Here is a 22,433-nt window from a genome sequence, read left to right on the forward strand (position 1 = left end):
CCTGCATGTCCGACACGCTCGAACACCACACCCCCATGATGCAGCAGTACCTGGCCCTCAAGGCCGGGTACCCCGAGACGCTGCTGTTCTACCGCATGGGCGACTTCTACGAAGTCTTCTGGCAAGACGCCGAAAAGGCCGCGCGCCTGCTCGACATCACACTCACGCAGCGCGGCCAGTCGGGCGGGCAGCCGGTGGTGATGGCGGGGGTGCCGTTCCACGCGCTGGAGAACTATCTGGCGCGCCTCATCAAGATGGGCGAGTCGGTGGCCATTGCCGAGCAGGTGGGCGAGGTGGGCGCGAGCAAGGGCCCGGTGGAGCGCAAGGTGGTGCGCGTGGTCACGCCCGGCACGCTGACCGACACCGAGCTGCTGTCCGACAAATCCGAATCGCTGCTGATGGCCGTGCACCAGGCGCCCCGCGCGCGCTGTGGCCTGGCCTGGCTGAGCGTGACGCAGGGCCGCGTGTTCCTGGCCGAATGCGCGCTGGACGAACTGGGCGCCTGGCTGGCGCGCGTGGCGCCCAGCGAGCTGATCTACAGCGCAGGCGTGACCGAACGCTTTGAGCAACAACTGCAGGTGCTGCGCCAAGGAGGCGCCTTCACCTGCCCCATGAGCCTGCGGCCCGACTGGCAGTTTGACAGCGCCCTGGGCGAGCGCAAGCTGCTCGAAAACCTGGGCGCCGCCAGCCTGCAGGCCTGGGGTGCGCAAGACCTGGGCGAGGCCCACGCCGCCGCCGCCGGACTGCTCACGTATGCCGAACACACACAGGGCCGCACGCTGACCCACGTGCACAGCGTGCAGGTGCAGCGCAACGACGACCTCATTGACCTGCCCGCCACCACACGCCGCAATCTGGAGCTGGTGAAGACCCTGCGTGGCGACGATGCGCCCACGCTGTTCTCGCTGCTGGACACCTGCATGACGGGCATGGGCAGCCGCCTGCTCAAGACCTGGCTGCTGGAGCCCCGCCGTGACCGCGCCGAGGCACGCCAGCGCCTGTCGGCCACCACAGCCTTGCGGGGCGCGGGCGGCGCAGGTGGCGGTGCGGGCCCCTGGTCCACACTGCGCAGCGAACTCAAGGGCGTGAGCGATGTGGAGCGCATCACCGCCCGCATTGCGCTGCGCCAGGTGCGCCCGCGCGAGCTGGTCGCGCTGGGCAAGACGCTACAAAAAGCAGAGCTGCTTGCGCTCAATGGACGAGCACCAGAGCCCTTTTTGATGCAAATCTTCAGCCACCTGCAGCCGCCCGAGGGTTGCATGGCATTGCTGCAGGCCGCGATTGCCGAAGAGCCAGCTGCCCTGGTGCGCGACGGCGGCGTGATCGCCAACGGCTTCGACACCGAGCTGGACGAGCTGCGCGCCATCCAGACCAATTGCGACGCCTTCTTGCTCGACCTGGAAGTCCGCGAGAAAGCCCGCACCGGTATCCCCAACCTGCGCGTGCAGTTCAACAAGGTGCATGGCTTCTACATCGAGGTCACCAGCAGCCATGTCGAGAAGGTGCCCGATGACTACCGCCGCCGCCAGACGCTGAAAAACGCCGAGCGCTTCATCACGCCCGAACTCAAGGCGTTTGAAGACAAGGCCCTATCGGCCAGCGAGCGTGCACTGGCGCGCGAGAAGTGGCTGTACGAGCAGATCCTGGACCAGCTGCAGCCCCACATTCCGCAGCTGACCCGTCTGGCGCAGGCGCTGGCCACGCTCGATGTGCTGTGCACGCTGGCCGAGCGATCCCTCACCCTGAACTGGTGCGCGCCCCAGTTCGTGCCCGAGCCCTGCATCGAGATCGAGGGCGGCCGTCACCCCGTGGTCGAAGCCCGCCTGGCCGAGACATCCAGCGGCAGCTTCATCGCCAACCACACGCGGCTCAACGCCAACACGCGCATGCAGGTCATCACCGGCCCCAACATGGGCGGTAAATCGACCTACATGCGGCAGGTGGCGCTGATCGTGCTGCTGGCCAGCATGGGCAGCCATGTGCCTGCCGCGAGCTGCCGCCTGGGCCCCATTGACGCCATCCACACCCGCATCGGCGCGGCCGACGACCTGGCCAACGCGCAGTCCACCTTCATGCTGGAGATGACCGAGGCCGCGCAGATCCTGCACGCCGCCACGCCCCACAGCCTGGTGCTGATGGACGAGATCGGCCGGGGCACCAGCACGTTCGACGGCTTGGCGCTGGCCAGTGGCATCGCCACGCACCTGCATGACAAGACCCGCGCCTTCACGCTGTTTGCCACGCACTACTTCGAACTGACCGAGCTGCCTGCCAAGGCGCGCCATGCGATCAACATGCATGTGAGTGCCACCGAGAGCGGCGCGGACATCGTGTTCCTGCACGAGATTCAGCCCGGCCCAGCCAGCCGCAGCTACGGGATTCAGGTGGCCAAGCTGGCGGGCATGCCCTCGCCCGTGCTGCACCACGCTCGCCATGCGCTGGCGGCGCTCGAAGAACGCGCGGGCGAGGATGAGTTGCAGGTGGACCTGTTCGCCGCCCCCGAGGTGCCCGAGAGCGTGGTCGCCAGCCCGGTGGAAGCCGCGCTGGCCGGCATCAACCCCGACGCGATGAGCCCCCGCGAAGCGCTGGACGCGCTGTACCAGCTCAAGAAGATGCTGGGCTGACACGGCGCACAGCCTGCCCAGCAGAACGCTGTCAAAGGGGCCTCTGGCAGCGCATAGGGAGGCTTTTTTAAGCCTGATTCGCCTCAAGCGCTAGTGCTATATGCCTCAATTGCTATCATTTTTGCATCAACTGCAGCCTTGGTCATTCGGGGGCACCCGATAGGGGTGCAAGGCCTCGGTGGCTTGGGCGACTAAACTCGCGGGTTCTCTCCCTCCAACGAACCCCATTGCTCCATGACGTACTGCGTCGCCATCAAACTCAACGCCGGGCTGGTTTTCCTGTCCGATTCCCGCACCAATGCCGGCCTGGACCAGATCAGCTCGTTCCGCAAGATGATGGTCTATGAGAAGACGGGCGACCGCTTCATGGTGCTGCTGTCAGCGGGCAACCTGTCCATCTCGCAGTCGGTGCGCGAGATCCTGCAGACCGAGCAGATCAAGGACAGCGAGTCGGGCGAGGCCATCACGATCTGGAACGCCAAGAGCATGTTTGACGCCGCCCGTGTGCTGGGCGCTGCCGTGCGCCACGTGCACGAGCGCGACGGTGCCGCCCTCAAGCGCTCGGGTGTGGACTTCAACGTGTCCCTGGTGTTTGGCGGCCAGATCAAGGGCGAGGGCATGCGCCTGTTCCAGGTCTACTCGGCGGGTAACTTCATCGAGGCAACGTCAGAGACGCCGTACTTCCAGGTGGGCGAATCCAAATACGGCAAGCCCGTGCTCGACCGCGTGCTCACGCCCGAGACTCCGCTGGACGAGGCCGCCAAGTGCGCGCTGGTGTCGATGGACAGCACGCTCAAGTCCAACCTGTCGGTGGGCCTGCCGCTGGATCTGGTGGTGTACGAGGCCGACCGCTTTGCCACCGACAAGGTGATCTGCATCGACGAGAACAACCCCTACTTCCGCATGCTGCACGACAGTTGGGGCCAGAAGCTGCGCCAGGTGTTCGACAGCATCGAAGACCCGGCCTGGAGCGGCGGCGCGACCGAAGTGCCGATCATGGTCACCCCATCGCGCAGCAAGCCGCTCAAGAAGATCACCAACCACACCGACCGGCTGATCTGACGCCCTGCCGCAGGCCTGCGCGCCCGCTGCATCCCGGCCGCGCACGCCTTTGCCGGTCGGCCCTGCAGCCCTGCCACCACCTCCATGCTGCCCATCGTTTTCTCGCACGCCAACAGTTTTCCGGCCAGCACCTACCGCGTGCTCTTCCAGCACCTCAAGACCCGGGGGTTTGAAGTCAGCGCGGTCGAGCGCTATGGCCACGACCCCCAATACCCGGTAACCAGCAACTGGCCCCACCTGGTGCAGCAACTGGCCGACTTTGCCGGTCCCGAGGTGCAGCGCCTCGGCCAGCGGGTGTTCCTGGTGGGCCATTCGCTGGGCGGATTCCTCAGCGTGATGGCGGCAGCGCGCCACCCCGAGCTGGTGCGCGGCGTGCTGCTGATCGACTCACCGCTCATTGGCGGCTGGAAGGCCAACGTGGTGGGCGTGGCCAAGCGGACCCAGGTGGTGGGCTCGATATCGCCAGGCCGCGTCAGCCGCCAGCGCCGCTTCAGCTGGGCCAGCAATGAAGAAGCGCTGGAGCACTTCCGAAAGAAAAAGGCGTTTGCCCGCTGGCACCCCGAGGTGTTGCACGATTACATCACCCATGGCCTGCAGGACCAGGACGGCAAACGCGTGCTGGGCTTCGACCGCGCGGTGGAAACGGCTATCTACAACACGCTGCCCCACAACCTGGGCCGGCTGCTGAGCAAGCACCCGCTGCAGTGCCCGGCCGCCTTCATCGGCGGGCGCGACTCGGACGAGATGAAGCAGGTCGGGATGGCCATGACACTGCGTGTGACCGAGGGCCGCACCATGATGCTGGACGGCAGCCACCTGTTCCCCATGGAGCAGCCCGTGGCCACGGCGGCCGCCATCGAGGCGGCCCTGCTCAACCTGGCCGCGCTCACCCCCCTGCAGCGCTGAGCCGCTGCCGAGGACCTGTTCAAAGAGACCCCGGCCAGGGTCGCCGGGTGCTGCCTACCACCAAATTCAGACGCTGGGGGGCGAATAAGCAGCCGCCAGAGCCCCTGGATCAGGGGAAACAGGGGACACACACCACGCACCAATCCCCTACACTGGTGAAATTGTTACAGCGTGATACACCCGACATGTCTGCACCGCCCTCGACGGCCGGGCGCTTACCCGCGCTCAGCTTTGCGCTTCTTGCCGCTTTTGTCATCGCTACCGCGATTCGCACCCACAACGACACCACCATCGCCATCGTCATCGCCTCGGTGCTGATGTTTGCCTGCTGCTGGGCCAGCGCCGCGCACCTGCTGGGCACCCGCGCAGCGCTGCAGTTTGTGTTGATTGCGGTCTGCCTAGGGTGGTTTGCGGAACAGATGGGCTCCAGCAGGGGCTGGTTTTTCGGGCACTACACCTACACCGACGTGCTGGGCCCCCGCTTGCTGGATGTGCCACTGGTGATCCCCATGATGTGGTTTGCGCTGACGTATGCGGGCTATGTGATCAGCAACCTCATCGTCTGGCAATCGGCGGTGGACGGCGCACCCGGGCTAGGCAATGCCGCCATGCTGTCATTTCTGGCGGCCATGATCGTGACTGCGTTCGACCTGGGCGCAGACCCCTACTTTGTGTACACCCTGAAGGCGTGGATCATGGCCAAGACCGATGGCGCCTGGTTTGGAGAAACCGTGCAGGGCTTTTTTGGCTGGGTGTTTGTGGCTTTTGTGATCGTCTTCGGCTTTCGCATGTCGGTGCGCCAGCGCCCGCCGCAGCCCGCCAGCCCCTTCCTGCGGCGCCATGCGATGGTGCCGCTATCTATCTACGCGGCGGGCATGGTGCTCCAGATGATTCTGGGCAACCCGGTGGAGATCCGGACCATCGCCGCTTTCGCCATGGGGATTCCGCTGCTGTGCGCGCTGGCGGGCTTCCAACGCTGGCGCGCTCCGGGTAAGGTCGCCCCATGACCGGAACCCACTCCAGCCCCCACCTGCCAGCCGCTGACCTGGCCCCCATGCAGCACCACGCCGATCCGCTGGCCGATGAGACCATCGCCAAGATCCTGGGGCCGTGGCCCCACGGCGACGTGGCCGCCGACGCCCCGCAGTGGGCGCACATCAACACGGTCAACCTGCTGTTCAGCCAGTGGGCCGACAACGCCACGTTGACCCATTGGCAAGCAACAGAAGGCCCGGTGCAGGTGGGAGAAGGTGACAAGGCCGCCAAAGGCTATGTGACTGCCGAGATGGCCGAGGCACTGAACCACTACGTGCAGGCGGCGCAGGTGCTCCCCCCCTGGGCTGATGCCCGCAAGATCGAGCGCGCTGAAAAACTGTTCATGGACCACGGGGCGCTGTCGTGCATCCTGCTGTTCTGCGCCAGCCTGCCCGAGTGTTATGTGGTGCCGGACCTGTCGAGCGTGCTGCACACCACCGGCCAGCTGGAGCAGAACACTGAGTACCGCATCCGCTCCACCGCCGCCATGATCTTCCCGGTGATGCTGCATGGCGGCCTCAGCCAACGCGGCGCTGGCGTGGCGCAGGTGCTCAAGGTGCGGCTGATCCACGCGACGGTGCGCAATCTCATCCTGCACGGCAGCCCCGAACATGCCATGGCGCAATGGCAGGCGGGCGGAGACGGCCTCGTCGTGCCTGGCGTTGCCCCCGCAGGCGGAGGTCGGTCCATGATGTACCAGACGCTCTATGCACGCGGCTGGAACCTCGCCGCCAAAGGCCTTCCTTGCAACCAGGAGGAGCTGGCCTACACGCTGCTGACCTTCGGTTATGTGTTCCTGCGCAGCCTGCGTAGGCTGGGTCTCGGGCTGCCCGCCCACGACGAGGAGGCTTACCTGCATGCCTGGAATGTGGTGGGCCACGTGCTGGGCATTGACCGCTCCCTGATGGTGGAGACCATGACCCAGGGCGATGCGCTGATGGCGCTCATGCAGGCGCGCGGCCGCGCCGAGCCGGTCACACCCGACCCGCGCCCGGCGCTGGGCCAGGCGCTGATGCAGACCATGGCCAACGCGCTGCCCTGGCGCATCGTCAAACCCTTCCCGCAGCTCATGACCCGCTACCTGTGCGGGCGAGAAACCGCCGAGGACCTGGGGTTGAACCAGCCCGTGCCTTGGCTGTCGGCCTTGCTGTTCTGGTGCGTTCTGCTGCTGGCCCGCGCCATCGATGCGGTGGTGGGTTCGCTGCTGCCGCGTTTCTCGATCGTTCGCATGCTCACGCGGGCCCTGGGCTACCACTTCATGAGCCGGGTGCTGATGAGCCAGACGCGCCCGCTGCAACTGCCCACCGAGCTGCTCAACCAGGTGGACACCGTGGTGCACAGCTGGAGCGACGACCCCCATGCCCCCGGCTGGCTCAACCGCATCGAGGATCGGTTGACCACCTCCGGCAGTTGGAGTCGCGGCCTCGCCAGCAAGGCCCAGTCCACACAAGCAGGTGCAGCAGGCCAGGCACCTCAAGCCACCACGCCATAGCGCGATAGCGCCATCGCTCATGCCTCCCGCGTTGCGCAACCTCCCGATGCTGGCCCGCCTTTGGCGTGCGGGTTGCGGCGTGGCGAGCATGGTGCTGTGCCTGCTGGTGCTCACCGCGTTGCCTGGGCAAGTGCAGGCAGGCGAGCCCTTGGTGCTCACGCACGACAGGCCGGAAGTGGACGCCTGGGAAGCCGTAACACTCCAGGCCGACCCCACCTACCAGCTCTCGGTCGAGGACATGTTGAACCGCCTGGGCGAGTTCAAACCGCCGGCGCGCCCCGGCAACTCGCTGGGCGTGCACAAGGCGGCCATGTGGCTGCACATTCCCATCGTTGCGCGCGAGGCGCAGCGCACGTCCTGGGTTGTCAACCTCGGCTACAGCTCGCTGAGGGCCGACCTGTATCTGGCCCAGGGAGGCAAGGTGCTGCAGCAGGCCCGCGCACGCCAATCCGATCCAGCGCAACTGGCAGGCCGAACGCCCGCCATGGCCTTCGACCTGCAGCCCGGACAACAGTACGACCTGCTGGTACGCGTGCAGGCCACGGGCCCGCTGATTCTGCCCATCACGGTCAGCGAAATGCCCATTCACCTGCGCCACGCCTTGGGTGAGCAGATCCTTCAAGGGCTCCTCAACGGACTGGCTTTTTGCCTGCTTGCGTACAGCCTGATTCAGTGGGTCACGCAGCGTGACCGCATGTTCGGCTTTTATGCACTGGTCGTGCTGGGCAGTGCGGGCTTCTCGCTGCAGTTCTTTGGTATTGGCCCGCAGTATCTGTGGCCCAACAACCCTTGGATGGACCGGTACTCCGGCCCAGCAGCCGGGCTGATGGCGCTGACCGGGTCGTTCCTTTTCCTCGGTCACACACTGGCTGGAGACAACCCCAACAGCCGGTATGCGCGCACCATGCGGGTGGGTGCAGGCATCACGGCAGCGGTCTGCATTGCCTTGGTGCTGGGCTGGTTGACTGTGCCGTTTGCGATTGCGTTCATGAGTCTTGCGGGCGCACTGCCCTCGTTCATCAGCCTTCCAGCAGCTCTGGCGCGCGTGCGGCAGAAAGACCCCATTGGCGCCACCTTGCTGGTGGCCTGGATCGCCTTTGGCATCGCTGCCGGTGTGATGGTGTGCCTGGTGCAGGGCTGGGTATCTGCCAACTTCTGGACACTGCACTCGTTCCAGATCGGCGCCACCCTGGACATGCTGCTGTTCTTCCGCGTGCTGGGCCTGCGCGCCCGGGCGGTCCAGGCCCAAGCCCAGGAGGCCATGCGCGAGCGCGATCTGATGCAGTCGCTGGCCAACACCGATCCGCTCACCGGTCTGAGCAACCGGCGCGGTCTCCAGCACGCGTTGCACGCCGCGCTAGCCCACTGCTCACCCCAGCGGCTGGTTGCGGTCTACCTGATGGACCTGGATGGGTTCAAGCCGATCAACGATGCGCACGGCCATGATGTGGGGGACGATCTGCTGGTCGCAGTGGGCCACCGCCTCCAGGCCAATGTGCGGCACCAGACAGACCTGGTCGCACGGCTTGGCGGGGACGAGTTCATCATCATGGCCCGCGACCTGGCCACGCCCGAGCAGGCCGAGGACTTGGGCCGTTCGCTGCTGCGGGCCTTTGAGCATCCGCTCACGCTGAGCCATTTGCGCATCCAGGTGGGCCTGACCATCGGGTACGCGCTCGCGCCGCTGGACAGCGACGAACCGCAGGGCCTTCTGCGGTATGCAGATGCCGCGATGTACGCAGGCAAACAACGCGGCAAGCACTCGTTGCAGCGCATCCCCGCCACGGCAGCACTGGCATGACGACGATGCATCGCAACGCCCTGCCCACCAATCGGCCCACTGGTCGGCCCACACTCCCACGCCCTCTGCTGTGGCTGCTGTTACTGGCAATCTGGCACGTGCTGTCCCTGCCCGCCACCGCGCGGGCCGCAGCCCCCGGCCCGCTCGTGCTGCCCGCCGACTCCCGCCCGGTCAACGTCTGGTCCGTAGCCACCCTACTGGCCGACCCTTCACAGCAATGGGGCGTGCAGGACGCGCTGGCACGTTTGCCCGAGTTTGCAGAGCCCCCGAGCCGTGGCGGCAGCCTGGGTGTGCGCAAGGAGGCCATTTGGCTGCGGGTGCCGCTGATGTCGCGCGTGGCGTCGGGCAATGAATGGATCGTGAACATCGACTTTGCGGTGCTCAATGAAGTTGATATCTACCTCACCCAGCAAGGCCAGCTGATTCAGCACGCGGCGCTGGGCAATTTGCGGCCTTACTCCGAGCGCCCGCTGCGCGGCCGCACCCCGGCGATGACGCTGGACCTGGCGGCGGACACGCCCTATCAGCTGCTGATCCGCGTACAGACTTCGGGCGCAATGATCCTGCCCATCACCCTGAGCAAGGCACCTTATCTGGTGCACCGGTCTCTGCGCGAGCAGATGTTCCAGGGCGTGCTGGCCGGGCTGGCCCTGTGCCTGGTGGTCTACAGCTTTACCCAATGGGCCAGCCAGCGCGAAAAGCTGTTCCTCTACTACTGCATGCTGGTGGTGGGCAGTGCAGTGTTCTCGCTGCAGTTCTTCGGTGTGGGGACCCAATTCCTGTGGAGCGACCAGCTATGGATCGAGGTCCACGCCGCAGGGGCGGCAGGGCTGCTGGCCATTGCGGGCTCTTTCCTCTTCATGGGCCATGCGCTCATGGGCCACATGCCCCACAGCCGGTTCCTGCGGGTGATGCAGGCGGGCGCAGTGCTGAGCCTCGTGCTGCTCGCGGCCTTCCTGGTTGACCTGATCAACACCCGGACCACCACCGCCATCATCAGCGTGTTGGGCCCCCTGCCCTCGCTCATCAGCCTGCCCATCGCCGTAGCGCGTGCACGTCGGGGGGACTCCGTCAGCACCACGTTGCTCGCGGCCTGGGTCGCGTACTTCACGGCAGCAGTGACCATGGTGTGTCTGGTGCAAGGCCTGCTGCCCGTCAACTTCTGGACGCTGCACTCCTTCCAGCTCGGGGCGGCTGCCGACATGCTGCTGTTCCTGCGGGTACTCGGCCAGCGCTCTGCCGCCTTGCGCCAAGCGGCCTCCGAGGCGCTGCGCGAGCGCGACACCATGCGCTCACTCGCCTACACCGACTCGCTCACCGGGCTCAGCAACCGGCGCGGCATGCAAATGGCGCTGCAGTCGGCGCTGGCACAGGCCAGCCCCCAGCGCCTGGTGGCCGTTTACCTCATGGACCTGGACGGTTTCAAGCCGGTCAACGACACCTATGGCCACGATGTGGGCGATGACCTGCTGGTGGCCGTGGGCCACCGGCTGCAGGCCAACGTGCGACAGCACACCGACCTGGTAGCCCGCCTGGGCGGCGACGAGTTCATCGTCATGGCGCGCGAACTGGCCACCCCCCAGCAGGCCCAGGAATTGGGGCAATCCTTGCTGCATGCGTTTGAACAGCCATTCCGGCTGAGCCACCTGTCCATTCAGGTGGGCCTCACCATCGGCTACGCACTGGCACCGTTGGACAGCGACGATGCGCAGCATCTGGTCCGGCTGGCGGATGCCGCCATGTATGCAGGCAAGGAGAGCGGCAAACACTGCATCCGCCGCAATCCGGGCGAACTGGCGCTGACCTCATGACTTACACGCGCTTCAGTGGCTTTGGTCACCGCCCGGTTCTGGCAAGCTGGTGGCGTGCGGTCTGCCTGTTGGCGGGACTGTGTCTGCTGATGGGAGCATTCCCGACCAATGCCCGGGCTGCGCCCCTCGAACTGCGGGATGACCTGCTCTCCATCGAGGCCTGGCCTGCAGTCACCGTGCTGCCAGACCCCTCCGGCACCTTGCTCGTGAATGATGTTCTTGCGGAATTGGCCCGCTTTCAAACCCCACCCGGCACCAGCGGCACCCTGGGCGTGCGGGCGGAACCGGTGTGGGTGCGCATCCCGGTCACCGTGCCGGTAGCCTCCAACGGCCTGTGGGTGCTGGATATCGACTATCCCGTGCTGCAGCGCATCGAGGTGTACCTGGCTGCAGACGGTCACGTCACCCAGCAGGCCACGCTGGGCAGCCTGCAGCCCTACACACAGCGCCCGCTGCGCAGCCGCACGCACGCCCTGCCATTGACCATGCTGCCAGGGCATGCCTACGACCTACTGCTGCGTGTGGAAACCCGGGGTGCCATGGTGCTCCCTATCACTCTGAACAAACCCACCACCTGGCACAGCAAGGCACTGAACGAGCAAATGCTGCAAGGCATTCTCACAGGGCTGGCGCTGTGCCTGCTGATCTACAGCCTGGCGCAGTGGCTCAATTTGCGGGACGTGCTGTTCATCCAGTACGCACTGCTCATCACGGGCAGCCTGCTGTTTTCGCTGCACCTGTTTGGCCTGGGCACCCAATACCTGTGGCGCGACATGCCTTGGGCGGAACTGCATGCCGCCAGCCTGGCCGCGCTCACAGCCACCTGCGGCTCCTTTCTCTTCATCAGCCAGGCCCTGGCCGGTGACCGGCCCCGCAGCCGGCTACTGCGCAGCATGCGGGGCGGTGCTGTGCTGTGCGTGGTGCTGGCCGCCCTCTATGCCCTCGACCTGCTCAGCACCCGCGCAGTGACGGGCATCGTCAGCATCCTGGGGCTGGTGCCTGCGCTCATGGGCATCCCGGGGGCGGTGCGCCGCGCACGGCTGGGAGACCCGGTCGGCTCTACCTTGCTGCTCGCCTGGATGGTGTACTTTCTGGCGACTGCCACGGTCATTGGCGTGATCCAGGGATGGGTACCTGTGAATTTCTGGACGCTGCACTCCTTCCAGTTTGGCGCCACGCTGGACATGCTGCTGTTCATGCGCGTGCTGGGCCTTCGCACCAAGGCGCTGCGGCTGGAGGCGCTGGACGCCAACCGCGAGCGTGACGTGATGCGATCCCTCGCCCACACCGATCCGCTCACCGGCCTGCCCAACCGGCGCGGGCTCAATATCTCGCTTGCGTCCGCGCTTTCGCGTTGCAGTGCCGAAAAAATGCTCGCGGTGTACGTGATGGACCTTGACGGGTTCAAACCCGTCAACGACCAGCATGGCCACGATGTGGGCGACGAACTGCTCGTGGCCGTGACACGGCGCCTGCAGGGCCATGTGCGCCAGAGCGACCTGGTGGCGCGCCTCGGCGGGGACGAGTTCGTGGTGATGGCCGGACAGTTGCAGAGCCTGCAACAGGCACAGGAGCTGGGGCACAAGCTGCTGGACGCATTCCGTTCGCCGTTTTCGCTGAACAACGTGCAGGTGGAGATCGGTCTGACCATTGGGTACGCCATCGCACCACACGACAGCACTGACGCGATTGGCCTGCTCAAGCTGGCCGACGCCGCCATGTACAGCGGCAAACAGGGCGGCAAGTTCTGCCTGCGGCGCAACACGGGCGACCTTGCACTGTCCTCCGCCTGACAGCCCCGCCCTGCGGGCACGGATGCAGGCCGACAACATGCGCCAGCCATTTCCCTCTGGTCAAAGCGATCCGGCTCCGGTACACCCGGGGCTTCGCAACTTCCTGAAGGATCGCTCGCCATGGCCCATCGCAAAAGTTCGGCCCGCCTCGCCAAAGACGCACGCGTCGCGCACTTTTTATCTTTGGCGGCAAAACAGCCGGCATTGAGCGCGGCGCAGGCCAGCGCACCGGTGCTCACGTGGGAGGCGGTGGCCGCGCTGGAGGCGCGGATCGTAGGGCGCATCGTGCTGCCCTCCAGCCCCGACTACAACGCAGCGCGGCAGGAGTCGAACCCGGCCTTCCAGTCGTACCCGGAGATCATCGTCTTTTGCGCCTGCGAAAACGATGTGCTGGAGTGCCTGGCCGTGGCCCGCACCTACGGCGTGTGGGTGGCCGTGCGTTGTGGTGGCCACAGCACGGCAGGCTACTCGGTCAACAGCGGCATGGTGGTGGACCTGAGCGACCTGCAGGGCGTGGTGCTAGACCCTGCGCGCGAACGCGTGCACGTGCTGCCCGGCACCGACTTCGACCACTTCAACGGCGCCATGAACCATACGGGCTGGCATGTGCCCACGGGCGCCTGTGGCAGTGTGTGCGTGGGGGGCTTTGTGCAAGGCGGCGGTTACGGCTACACCTCGCGTGCGTTCGGCATCCAGAGCGATCTGGTGGACTCCTTCCGTGTGGCGCTGGCCAACGGCACCATCGTCACTGCCAGCGCGCAGGAGCACCCTGACCTCTACTGGGCCCTGCGCGGCGGCACGGGCGGCAACTTTGGCGTGGTGCTGCAGGTGACCTACCGCATGCAGAGACTGGACCAGGTGTGGGCCTGGGCCATCAGCTGGGACGCCGTGCACGCGGCCCAGGTACTCACGCTGCTGCAGGCTGGCTACATGAAGACCGGTGCGCCCGACGCCTTGGGCTACATGATGAACCTCGGCTTCCAGAACGGTGTGCCCGTGTACATGGTGCAAGGCATGTTCTGCGGCAGCCGCGAGGAAGGGCTGGCAGCCATTGCACCGCTGATGGCCATCCCCAGCGCGCAGCTGCTGGTGGACAAGACCGGCACCTACCCCGACATGAACGTGTGGCTGGAAGACCACCCCTACACCCTGCCCGACAACCTGCCGGACGGCATCGCCGAAACCAAGGCCAGCGGATACATCAATACCCGGCTCTCGCCCGCCGACTGGCAACGCATCATCGACTACTTCAAGACCTCGCCCAACCCCTGGTCGCTGGCGTATCTGGAGCCCTACGGCGGCGCCATCAACCGCTACCCTGTGGGCGACAGCGCCTTTGTGCATCGCAATGTGGACGCTGACCTGGTGGTGGATGTGTTCTGGCGCAACCCGGCCGAACGCGCCCAGATGGAAGCCTGGCTCGACGGCTTCATGCAGCTGGTGCGGCCGTTCCTGAACGGCCACGTGTACCAGAACTATCCGGATGCGCGGCTGACCGACTTTGCCTCGGCCTACTGGGGCCCCGCCTACCCGCAGCTTCAGCAGGTCAAGGTGGCCTACGACCCTGGCAACTTCTTCCACTTCCAGCAAAGCATTCGGCTGCCGTAACGCGCCAATGCGGTGATGCGGTGAGGTGATGCACCTGCCCCGAGGGGGCACGCTAAGAGGCCCGTTAGATCAGGCCGTCTGCGCGTAATGCAGGCGGCCCTTGCCTGCCCGCTTGGCTGAGTACATGGCCTGGTCGGCGCGGTTCATCAGCGCGTCGATGTCTCCCTCCAGCGGGGGGTACACCGCCACACCAATGCTGGCTCCAATGCGCAGCTCGCGTCCGTCCACCGTCATTCCCTGCTGCAGGGCGTCGATGATGCGGTGGCCGATGGTATCGGTGACCTCACGCGTCACCTCGCGGTCCAACATCACCAGAAACTCGTCGCCCCCGAGCCGCGCCATGGTGTCGCCCGCACGCACCGTGCTGGCAATGCGCTGGGCCACGATGCGCAGCACCTCATCGCCCGCGCGGTGGCCTTCGGCGTCGTTCACGTGCTTGAACCCGTCGAGGTCAATGAACAACAGCGCCACCGACCCGTCGGTGTGCCGCGCATGCAGCAGCGACTGCTCCAGCCGCCCCTGGAAAGCAGCGCGGTTGAGCAACCCGGTCAGCGAGTCGTGGTTGGCCAGGTAGTGCTGCTGCCGGGCGATCTGGATCTTGGCGGACACATCCTGCACCAGCGCCATGATCGAGGTCACCTGGCCGTCTGCGTCGGTCAAGGCGGAGTTGAACCACTCGCAGTGCACCTCAGTGCCATCGCTGCGCACAAAACAGGTCTCGGCCCGGTTCTGCGACTCCTGGCCGGACTGCAGCCGCTGCAGCGCCTGCTGCAGGCTGTCGTCCATCGATGCGGGGGCCAGCAGGTCCGTCAGCAGCCGCCCCTCCAGCCCCGCCACATGCAGCCAGCCCAGCAGTTGCACCGCGCGCTGCGAGCAATGCAGCAGCTGCAGCTGGTGGTCCATCTCCACCACGGCCAGGGGGCTGTTCTCCATGTGGGACGACAGGCGCTGGTTGGCCGCGCGCAGCGCATTCATGGTGACCTGCAGCTCGTGCACGTCCAGCGCCGTGGTGATGAAACCGTCAATCGCGCCTTGCGGGTTGTGCCAGGGCGTCAGGCAGATGGTGCGCCACTCGTCAAAGCCATACGGCGTTCGCAGCATGCGCTGGTACTGCACCCGCTCGCCGCTGAGCACCCGGTTCACAAAGGGCATGAAACGGGCGCAATCCTGCTCGCCATACACCTCCACCAGCGTCTTGCCGACCAGTTCCTCCGGCACGGTGCCGAACCAGCGCGCGTATTCGTCGTTCACATAGATCATCGACAGGCTGCGGTCGATCACAGCCATGGTGGCGCCCGCGCTGCGGGTGATCACATCCAGCAGGTCTGCCTTGGACCATACCTGCTTGCGGGCGGTCTCCGGGTGCGTGGACAACTCAGGCGCTTCTGGCGTCATGCGGCAATACCCCAATGGGGGAGAGGATCAGCGAAGAGGCGGCCTCATACATCCTGAGAGATACCCTGAGAGGGTGATGGCACAGGGTGCGGCCGCCTGGGCGTAACTGTCTGTGAGCGGCAGCTTAGCACTTTCGCCAGCCGCTCCCTCTCCCAGCCGCCCCTTGCCGCCGGGGACGGCCTAGCGGCAGCAGCGATAAGCCAAGCCCACCGAGACCGAGTAACCCACCGGCTGCACGGTCAGCGGGCTGCGGCGCGCATCGCCCTGCAACTGCGACACCCGGGCCGCGCCCAGCACCACCCAGTGCCGGTTGAGCGCCGTCATCACCTCCACCCCGGCGTCGACGCTGTACAGCCCACCGCGTGGCTCGAACGCGGGCAAGGGGCTGTTGCTGCCCGCAGGCACCCCAAAATGCCCTCGCAGGTAGGTGCGGTCCCCAAAGCTCGCGCCCGCCCCAAAGCTGACCTTGGTCTGCTCCGTCACAGGCCAGGTGTAGCCAATGCTGGTGGACCACTGCGCGCCGCCATCGCGGCCCAGGATGTCTTGCGAGACCCCGGCGCCCACGGCCCAGCGGTCGGTGATGGCATAGCCTGCGCTGATCCGCGCCCGCAGGGTGGACCGCACCGACGGCAGCCCCACCAGAATGGGCGCATCCGAGCCATCGCGGCCCTTGTCGATGCGCAAGGCTGCGCTCAGGCTAAAGCGGTCGCTCTGCGCCAGCGTGGCGCTGGCGCCGGACTCGCGGGGCCCCAGGCCATGGCCCATGAAGGCGCTACCGCGCGAGGTGCTCAGGCGAAACCGGCCGTACTCGATGGCCCAGGCGGGACGCAGGCTGTTCTTGCGGCCGTCGCCACCCGCATAGTCGGGGCTGCTGCCCACGATGGCGCCAATCGCGTAGTTGAATTTGGGCGCAGCGGCCTGCTGGCTCTCTGCCTTGTCGGACACAGCGGTGTCCGTGCCGGGAGTCTCCGGCAAGCCCTGGGCGCTCACCCAGGGGCTGACGCACAAGCCCGCAAGCGCCATCGCCCGCAAGGAAATCAAGGAAGCGGAGACCCGACCGGTAGTGAAACGCATGACCTAATTATCAGTCGGCCCACTGCACCCAGCCCGTCCACGCAGTCACCAAAACGATGACGCCGAACACGATGCGGTAGTAGGCAAACGGCACAAAGCTGTGGGTACTGATGTAGCGCAACAACCAGCGCACGCACAGCCAGGCGCTGAGAAAGGAGAACACCAGCCCCGTGGCAAACAGCGGGATGTCGGCTGCCGACAGCAGCGCGCGTTCTTTGTACAGGCTGTACACCCCCGCCCCGATCAGCGTGGGAATGGCCAGGAAGAACGAAAAATCGGTAGCCGCCTGGCGCGACAGGCCCAGCAGCATGCCGCCGATGATGGTGGCCCCGCTGCGGCTGGTGCCCGGAATCATGGCCAGGCACTGCACCAGGCCGACTTTGATGGCATCCAGCGGCGTCATCGCGTCCACGCTGTGGATGCGGGTGGCCGAGGGCGGTCGCCGCTCGGCCCACAGGATGATGAAGCCGCCGATGATGAAGGTGCTGGCCACCACCACGGGCGTGAACAGGTGCGCCTTGATGGCCTTGCCAAACAGCAAACCCAGCACCACGGCCGGCACGAAGGCGATGAACACGTTGAGCGCAAACCGCTGCGCCTGGCGCTCGGTGGGCAAGGCCACCAGCGTGGAACGGATCTTGGCCCAGTACACCAGAATCACCGCAAAAATGGCGCCCGTCTGGATGGCAATGTCGAACACCTTGGCCTTGGCATCGTCAAACCCCAGCAGCGACCCGGCCAGGATCAGGTGCCCGGTGGAAGAGATGGGCAAAAACTCCGTCAACCCCTCGACCACCCCCATGATGGCGGCCTTGACCAGCAATACAACGTCCACGCGCACTCCTTGCAAATAGGTGCGGGATTATCCGCCGGGCGTGCTGGCGCAGCGGGCGGCGGGGCCCTTCTGTCACCTGTGCGGGCCGCTTTCAGCGCAAAAACGGCCCGCAACTCACGCCACGCCCGTGCATTTCACGGCCCGAAGGCTGCATTTCGTCGCAAGGCACTGGCTGCCTCTGGGGGCTCCCGGCACAGTCCACCCCATCGAACCCGTCAGGAGCCCCACCATGCAAATCACACCCGTCATCGCCATCCACATGGCCGCCGCCCTGGCGGCCGTTGCCATCGGCCCCATTGCCCTCTGGGCCCGCCAAGGCGCCACGCAGCGCCCCCGCATTCACCGCGCGGCTGGCTACGCCTGGGTGACCCTGATGGTCGCCACTGCCGTGTCGGCCCTCTTCATTTCCGGTGGCGGCGGCCCCCGCCTCGGAAGCTTTGGGCTCATTCACCTGCTGATTCCGGTGACGCTGGGGATGCTGGTCATGGCCTTTGTCTATCTGGCCCGCCGCAACGTTGTGGGCCACCGCAAGATGATGCAGCGCACCTACATCGGTGCCTGCGTGGTCGCCGGGGTGTTCACGTTGCTGCCTGGGCGTTTTCTGGGCCACACGGTCTGGTCCGCACTCGGACTGATCTGACACCCCTCCCCTCCCTTCATTGTTTACAGGACGACCACCATGCTGCTCAACCTCCTTGTCCAACAACCCCAGATGCTGGGTCGCATCATCGAAAACACGCCTTACTGGGTCTGGGCCCTGCTGGTCGGTCTGATTTGGCTGGGCGGCAGCCAGCTGCTGGCCCGCAACGTGAGCCTGGTGCGGGCCATGGTCATGCCAGTGGCGATGACCGGTCTGTCGGTGTACGGCATCGCCTCGGCCTTTGGCGCTGCGGGCCAGGCCCTGCTGCCGGTGGGCGCCTGGCTGGCCGCCGCCGTGCTGATTGCCGGCGTGGCGCTGTGGCTGCAACCAGCGGCGCCCCAGGGCACGCTGTACGAAAGCAAGTCGCGCTGCTTCTACATTCCGGGTAGCGCCATGCCGCTGGCGCTGATTCTGGGCATCTTCCTCACCAAATACCTCGTGGGGGTGGAACTGGCCCTGCAACCCGCGCTGGCCCGTGACAGCGGCTTCGCGCTGCAGATCGCTGCGCTGTATGGCGTGTTCAACGGCCTGTTTGCAGCCCGCGCGCTGCGGCTGTGGAAGCTGGTGCAACGCAGCGCCCCCCTGGCCACATCGCCCGCCACCGCCTGAGCCCCCACCACCATCCCCCTGCACAGGAGCACTCCATGCGCCACGACACACTCACGACCGACCCCATCGAACGCCTGGCCCGCCGCCGTGCCGGGGCCAAAATGGGCTGGTACATCCATGCCAGCGTGTACCTCCTCGTCAACCTCTTGCTGGTCGCCCTGTCGGTGGGCAGCGGACGGCACTGGGCAGTGTTCCCCGCCCTGGGCTGGGGCATTGGCCTGGCCATCCACGGCGTGGTGGTGTTCTTTCTGGCAGGCGGCAGCGACCTGCACGAGCGCATGGTGCAGGCAGAACGCGATCGCCTGGCTGCTTCGCAGAATCCCCGCTGATCGGCTGACGATGACTCCCAACTACAAACACACGGCCATGACAAAAACCTGGATGGCCTGGTGCCTGGCCTTGCTGGCCGCCGCGGTCATCACGGCCAACCCTGCCCATGCGGGCGTGGGCCTCGCAGAGTTGCCCGGACAGCAGGGCGACGGCCCCGTCACGGTGTTCTACCCCGCACAAGAGGCCGACCAGCCCGTGCAGCGCGGCCCCTTTGCGCTGCAGCTGGCCTGGCAGGGCACTCCCGTGCCTGGCAACGGCCGACTGGTGGTGGTGTCGCACGGCTCGGGCGGCAGCCCCTGGGTACACACCGACCTGGCGCGTGCGCTGGTGCAGGCAGGGTTTGTGGTGGCCTTGCCAGAGCATGCGGGCGACAACTACAAAGACCACTCCACCCCGGGCCCGGAGAGCTGGAAGCGCCGCCCCGCCGAAGTCTCCCGCGCCGTGGACGCCGTGGCGCAGGATGCGCGCCTGGCGCCGCTGCTGGCGCTGGACAAGGTGGGCGTTTTCGGAGGCTCGGCCGGTGGCCACACCGCCCTGGTGTTTGCCGGGGGGCAATGGTCGCCCGCCCGCTTCAAGCAGCACTGCGAGGCCCATCTGGCGGAGGATTTTTCGTCCTGCGTCGGCTTCACCACCCGCCTGCACGGCAACTGGCTGGACGGCATCAAAAAGGCCGTGGCCATCACCATCATCCGCCATCGGTTTGGCGACGAGACGCTGTATGCACACACCGACCCGCGCGTGGCGGCCACGGTGGCCGTGGTGCCGTTTGCAGCCGACTTCGACATGGGCAGTCTGGCCACCCCACGCATCGCGCTAGGGCTCATCACCGCAGGCAAGGACGTGAACCAGATCCCCCGCTTTCACAGCAGCGCTGTGCTGGCCGCGTGCCAGGACCGCTGCACCCACCTTGCCGACCTGCAGGACGGCAGCCACGGCATCATGCTGTCGCCCATGCCGCCGCTGGACCGCATGAACGACCTGACGCGAGAGCTGCTGGGCGATCCGCCCGGCTTTGACCGCAGCGTGCTGCCGCAGGTGGATGCAAGCACCGTGGCGTTCTTTGCCAAGCATCTGCAGCCGCTGAAACCGGCGACGCCGTCGCAACGCCCCTGACCACGCCCATGCTGGCGCGTTGTCGCGTCCGTTGCGCCGCCTAGAATGCCAAGCTCCATGCCCATGACACCCGAAGACCTCGACCGACTCGCCCGCCGCCGCGCCAACGCCAAGCTGGGCTGGTACGTGCATGCGATGGCCTTTGTGCTGGTCAACGCCCTCATCTTTGCCATGTCGCGCTATGCGTTTGGCACCCGCCCGTGGTCGGTGTACCCGCTGCTGGGCTGGGGGCTGGGGCTGGTGCTGCATGGGGTGTCGGTGTTTTTGCTGGGCACTGGCAGCGGCCTGCGCGAGCGCATGGTGCAGCGCGAGCGCGAGGCCCTGCAGCGCCGCCAAGACCGGCCATGAAGCTGCACCGCGAGTTCAACGGGGTCAGCAAGCTGCGGCACTACCTGCAGGTGGTGGCCTTCACCCTGGTGGTTGCCACCATCCAGTGCACGTTCATGCCCGACAAGCCCTACGGGCCACCGGTGGTGTATTCGGTGCTGATCGGCACCTTCACCTGGGCCATCATCGACCTGGGGCGCGAGCTGATACCGTCCGCCGCCGAAACCGGCTGGCCGCACGGCTGGCAGGGCATTGCGCTGGTCCTGGTAGGCATCGTCGTGGGCTACCTGGCCGGCACCTTGCTGGCAGACACGCTCTGCGTGCACTACTTTCACTTCTACCCGGCGGGCTCCTTGATCTCCGGCGCTGACCAGCGCACGTCCATCCTCATCACCGCCATTGCGGGGCTGGTGGGCACGTTCTACTTCTACGCGGTCAACAAGTCGGCGTACCTGGAAGGCAAGATGGCCGAGGCGCGCATGTACGCCAGCGAATCGCGCCTGAAGCTGCTGGAGACACAGCTGGAACCCCACATGCTGTTCAACACCCTGGCCAACCTGCGCGTGCTCATCGGCACCGACCCGGCCCGGGCGCAGCACATGCTGGACCGCATGATTGCCTACCTGCGCGCCACGCTCAGCGCATCGCGCAGCACCCAGCATCCGCTGGCCTTGGAGTTTGAGCGCCTGCGCGACTATCTGGAGCTGATGGCCGTGCGCATGGGGCCACGCATGGCCTACACCCTGGACCTGCCTGATGCCCTGCGCGATGTGCCGGTGCCGCCCCTGCTGCTGCAGCCGCTGGTGGAGAACGCCATCCGCCACGGGCTGGAGCCCCAGGTGGAAGGCGGCCACATCACCGTGCGCGCCACCACCCAGGAGAGCCCCCACGGCCCGTTGCTGGTCATCGAGGTGCAAGACACCGGCGCAGGCCTGCCCGCCACACTGCCCGCCCCGGGCCCCGGCCAGAGCTTTGGCCTGGCCCAGGTGCGCGAACGCCTGGCCACGCTGCACGGTTCCGCAGGCGCTCTTGAATTGATAGCTGTTCAGCCAAGCGGTACTAGCGCTACCGTCACTTTTCCCTTGAAATCTGCCGTCACACCATGACAGAGCCCGTCTCACGCGCCCTGATTGCCGAAGATGAACCGCTGCTGGCCGCCGCCCTGCAGCAGGACCTGACCCGCGCGTGGCCAGAGCTGCAAGTGGTGGCCGTGGTGGGCGACGGCCGCTCGGCCGTGCGGCAGGCGCTGGCGTTGCGGCCGGACGTGCTGTTCTTCGACATCCGCATGCCCGGCCAGAGCGGCATCGAGGCGGCCGCCGAGCTGGCCGATGCATGGCCGAATGACCAGCCCTTTCCGGCGCTGGTGTTTGCCACGGCCTACGACCAGTACGCCGTGCAGGCGTTTGAAGCGCAGGCGGTGGACTACCTGCTCAAGCCCATCCAGGCCGACCGGCTGGCCCGCACCGTGGCCAAGGTGCAGGGCCTGCTGGCGCAGCGTGCTTCGGCCGTCGCAGCTACTAGCGTACCGCCCGCTGCACCGTCGGGGGCGTTGCCCTCGCCCGAACTCGAAGCCACCATGGCCCAGCTGCGCGCGCTGCTGGGCGCACCCGGCGTGGGCACTGCGCCCGCCGCCGCGCCTGCTGCTGCCGCCACGCGGCTGAGCGTGATCCAGGCCAGCCACGGCACCCAGATCCACATGGTGCCGGTGGCAGAGGTGGTGTATTTCGAGGCGGCCGACAAGTACGTGCGCGTGCTCACCGCCGAGCGTGAATACCTGATCCGCACCGCGCTCAAGGAGCTGATCGAGCAGCTCGATCCGCAGGAGTTCTGGCAGGTGCACCGCAGCACCCTGGTGCGCGCCACTCACATTGCCACCGTCACGCGCGACGAGGCGGGCAAGCAGCACCTCAGCCTGCGCGGGCGGCCCGAGCGGCTGCCGGTGAGCCGCCTCTACGCGCACCTGTTCAAGGCGATGTAG

The 22,433-nt window shown here is 66.5% G+C and carries 20 protein-coding genes; 17 read left to right on the plus strand and 3 right to left on the minus strand.

What is annotated here, in order from left to right:
* Positions 1–5: 5 nt before the first annotated feature.
* The 9 genes from mutS (at position 6) to C380_RS17665 (ending at position 14,132) form a co-directional block, all read left to right on the plus strand.
* Complete coding sequence (gene mutS / locus C380_RS17625) at positions 6–2,624, plus strand: DNA mismatch repair protein MutS (RefSeq protein WP_015015190.1); 2,619 nt, start codon at positions 6–8, stop codon at positions 2,622–2,624.
* 234 nt (positions 2,625–2,858) lie between these two features.
* A complete protein-coding gene (locus tag C380_RS17630) occupies positions 2,859–3,686 on the plus strand; it encodes a proteasome-type protease (protein WP_015015191.1) in 828 nt (275 codons plus the stop codon).
* An 84-nt stretch (positions 3,687–3,770) separates the two neighbouring features.
* On the plus strand, positions 3,771–4,592 hold the full coding sequence (locus C380_RS17635) for an alpha/beta fold hydrolase (RefSeq protein ID WP_015015192.1): 822 nt from the start codon (positions 3,771–3,773) through the stop codon (positions 4,590–4,592).
* Positions 4,593–4,777: 185 nt separating this feature from the next.
* Entirely contained in the window at positions 4,778–5,599 is an 822-nt protein-coding gene (locus tag C380_RS17640) for a carotenoid biosynthesis protein (RefSeq protein WP_015015193.1), read from the plus strand.
* Positions 5,596–7,119, plus strand: coding sequence for an oxygenase MpaB family protein (locus C380_RS17645; RefSeq protein ID WP_015015194.1), 1,524 nt, complete (start codon positions 5,596–5,598; stop codon positions 7,117–7,119). The genes C380_RS17640 and C380_RS17645 overlap by 4 nt, the downstream gene beginning before the upstream one ends.
* 46 nt (positions 7,120–7,165) lie before the next feature.
* Positions 7,166–8,920 carry a diguanylate cyclase gene (locus C380_RS17650; RefSeq protein ID WP_043565589.1) on the plus strand — a complete coding sequence of 585 codons (1,755 nt, stop codon included), beginning with the start codon at positions 7,166–7,168 and terminating at the stop codon, positions 8,918–8,920.
* Entirely contained in the window at positions 8,917–10,731 is a 1,815-nt protein-coding gene (locus tag C380_RS17655) for a diguanylate cyclase (RefSeq protein WP_238544036.1), read from the plus strand. Before C380_RS17650 ends, C380_RS17655 begins: the two co-directional genes overlap by 4 nt.
* Positions 10,728–12,524: a diguanylate cyclase gene (locus tag C380_RS17660; protein WP_015015197.1), complete on the plus strand. Its 1,797-nt coding sequence runs from the start codon at positions 10,728–10,730 to the stop codon at positions 12,522–12,524. Before C380_RS17655 ends, C380_RS17660 begins: the two co-directional genes overlap by 4 nt.
* A 120-nt stretch (positions 12,525–12,644) precedes the next feature.
* The gene (locus C380_RS17665; protein WP_015015198.1) at positions 12,645–14,132 is read left to right on the plus strand and encodes an FAD-binding oxidoreductase; all 1,488 of its coding nucleotides are present in this window, start codon (positions 12,645–12,647) and stop codon (positions 14,130–14,132) included.
* Positions 14,133–14,201: 69 nt separating this feature from the next.
* Here C380_RS17665 and C380_RS17670 read toward each other — a convergent pair whose 3' ends face one another.
* Positions 14,202–15,527 carry a diguanylate cyclase domain-containing protein gene (locus C380_RS17670; protein ID WP_015015199.1) on the minus strand — a complete coding sequence of 442 codons (1,326 nt, stop codon included), beginning with the start codon at positions 15,525–15,527 and terminating at the stop codon, positions 14,202–14,204.
* 180 nt (positions 15,528–15,707) lie between these two features.
* Positions 15,708–16,472 carry a MipA/OmpV family protein gene (locus tag C380_RS17675; RefSeq protein WP_238544037.1) on the minus strand — a complete coding sequence of 255 codons (765 nt, stop codon included), beginning with the start codon at positions 16,470–16,472 and terminating at the stop codon, positions 15,708–15,710.
* Here C380_RS17675 and C380_RS25655 point away from each other — a divergent pair.
* Positions 16,462–16,608, plus strand: coding sequence for a hypothetical protein (locus C380_RS25655; protein ID WP_238544038.1), 147 nt, complete (start codon positions 16,462–16,464; stop codon positions 16,606–16,608). The two genes, C380_RS17675 and C380_RS25655, sit on opposite strands and share 11 nt — an antisense overlap.
* A 3-nt stretch (positions 16,609–16,611) precedes the next feature.
* On the opposite strand, the gene C380_RS17680 is transcribed toward C380_RS25655, so the two are convergent.
* On the minus strand, positions 16,612–17,436 hold the full coding sequence (locus tag C380_RS17680; RefSeq protein ID WP_015015201.1) for an undecaprenyl-diphosphate phosphatase: 825 nt from the start codon (positions 17,434–17,436) through the stop codon (positions 16,612–16,614).
* A gap of 229 nt (positions 17,437–17,665) precedes the next feature.
* Here C380_RS17680 and C380_RS17685 point away from each other — a divergent pair, with 229 nt between their 5' ends.
* The 7 genes from C380_RS17685 to C380_RS17715 are packed head-to-tail and all read left to right on the plus strand — an operon-like array spanning position 17,666 to position 22,433.
* Positions 17,666–18,076, plus strand: a complete 411-nt coding sequence (locus tag C380_RS17685) for a DUF2306 domain-containing protein (RefSeq protein WP_015015202.1) — start codon at positions 17,666–17,668, stop codon at positions 18,074–18,076.
* 39 nt (positions 18,077–18,115) lie between these two features.
* Positions 18,116–18,685: a DUF6622 family protein gene (locus tag C380_RS17690; protein ID WP_015015203.1), complete on the plus strand. Its 570-nt coding sequence runs from the start codon at positions 18,116–18,118 to the stop codon at positions 18,683–18,685.
* 35 nt (positions 18,686–18,720) lie between these two features.
* The gene (locus C380_RS17695; protein ID WP_015015204.1) at positions 18,721–19,014 is read left to right on the plus strand and encodes a 2TM domain-containing protein; all 294 of its coding nucleotides are present in this window, start codon (positions 18,721–18,723) and stop codon (positions 19,012–19,014) included.
* Between the two features lie 37 nt (positions 19,015–19,051).
* A complete protein-coding gene (locus tag C380_RS17700) occupies positions 19,052–20,128 on the plus strand; it encodes an alpha/beta hydrolase family protein (RefSeq protein WP_369750466.1) in 1,077 nt (358 codons plus the stop codon).
* Between the two features lie 57 nt (positions 20,129–20,185).
* On the plus strand, positions 20,186–20,476 hold the full coding sequence (locus tag C380_RS17705; RefSeq protein WP_015015206.1) for a 2TM domain-containing protein: 291 nt from the start codon (positions 20,186–20,188) through the stop codon (positions 20,474–20,476).
* Positions 20,473–21,561: a sensor histidine kinase gene (locus C380_RS17710; protein WP_015015207.1), complete on the plus strand. Its 1,089-nt coding sequence runs from the start codon at positions 20,473–20,475 to the stop codon at positions 21,559–21,561. Before C380_RS17705 ends, C380_RS17710 begins: the two co-directional genes overlap by 4 nt.
* Positions 21,558–22,433, plus strand: a complete 876-nt coding sequence (locus tag C380_RS17715) for a LytTR family DNA-binding domain-containing protein (protein ID WP_015015208.1) — start codon at positions 21,558–21,560, stop codon at positions 22,431–22,433. The genes C380_RS17710 and C380_RS17715 overlap by 4 nt, the downstream gene beginning before the upstream one ends.

The organism is Acidovorax sp. KKS102 (genome assembly GCF_000302535.1).
Lineage (GTDB): Bacteria > Pseudomonadota > Gammaproteobacteria > Burkholderiales > Burkholderiaceae_C > Acidovorax.

Excerpts from the sequence above, each read along its gene's own strand:
- mutS (WP_015015190.1), top strand. The coding sequence starts at position 6 with ATGTCCGACACGCTCGAACACCACACCCCCATGATGCAGCAGTACCTG.
- C380_RS17630 (WP_015015191.1), top strand. The coding sequence starts at position 2,859 with ATGACGTACTGCGTCGCCATCAAACTCAACGCCGGGCTGGTTTTCCTG.
- C380_RS17635 (WP_015015192.1), top strand. The coding sequence starts at position 3,771 with ATGCTGCCCATCGTTTTCTCGCACGCCAACAGTTTTCCGGCCAGCACC.
- C380_RS17640 (WP_015015193.1), top strand. The coding sequence starts at position 4,778 with ATGTCTGCACCGCCCTCGACGGCCGGGCGCTTACCCGCGCTCAGCTTT.
- C380_RS17645 (WP_015015194.1), top strand. The coding sequence starts at position 5,596 with ATGACCGGAACCCACTCCAGCCCCCACCTGCCAGCCGCTGACCTGGCC.
- C380_RS17650 (WP_043565589.1), top strand. The coding sequence starts at position 7,166 with ATGCTGGCCCGCCTTTGGCGTGCGGGTTGCGGCGTGGCGAGCATGGTG.
- C380_RS17655 (WP_238544036.1), top strand. The coding sequence starts at position 8,917 with ATGACGACGATGCATCGCAACGCCCTGCCCACCAATCGGCCCACTGGT.
- C380_RS17660 (WP_015015197.1), top strand. The coding sequence starts at position 10,728 with ATGACTTACACGCGCTTCAGTGGCTTTGGTCACCGCCCGGTTCTGGCA.
- C380_RS17665 (WP_015015198.1), top strand. The coding sequence starts at position 12,645 with ATGGCCCATCGCAAAAGTTCGGCCCGCCTCGCCAAAGACGCACGCGTC.
- C380_RS17670 (WP_015015199.1), bottom strand. The coding sequence starts at position 15,527 with ATGACGCCAGAAGCGCCTGAGTTGTCCACGCACCCGGAGACCGCCCGC.
- C380_RS17685 (WP_015015202.1), top strand. The coding sequence starts at position 17,666 with ATGCAAATCACACCCGTCATCGCCATCCACATGGCCGCCGCCCTGGCG.
- C380_RS17690 (WP_015015203.1), top strand. The coding sequence starts at position 18,116 with ATGCTGCTCAACCTCCTTGTCCAACAACCCCAGATGCTGGGTCGCATC.
- C380_RS17695 (WP_015015204.1), top strand. The coding sequence starts at position 18,721 with ATGCGCCACGACACACTCACGACCGACCCCATCGAACGCCTGGCCCGC.
- C380_RS17700 (WP_369750466.1), top strand. The coding sequence starts at position 19,052 with ATGACAAAAACCTGGATGGCCTGGTGCCTGGCCTTGCTGGCCGCCGCG.
- C380_RS17705 (WP_015015206.1), top strand. The coding sequence starts at position 20,186 with ATGCCCATGACACCCGAAGACCTCGACCGACTCGCCCGCCGCCGCGCC.
- C380_RS17710 (WP_015015207.1), top strand. The coding sequence starts at position 20,473 with ATGAAGCTGCACCGCGAGTTCAACGGGGTCAGCAAGCTGCGGCACTAC.
- C380_RS17715 (WP_015015208.1), top strand. The coding sequence starts at position 21,558 with ATGACAGAGCCCGTCTCACGCGCCCTGATTGCCGAAGATGAACCGCTG.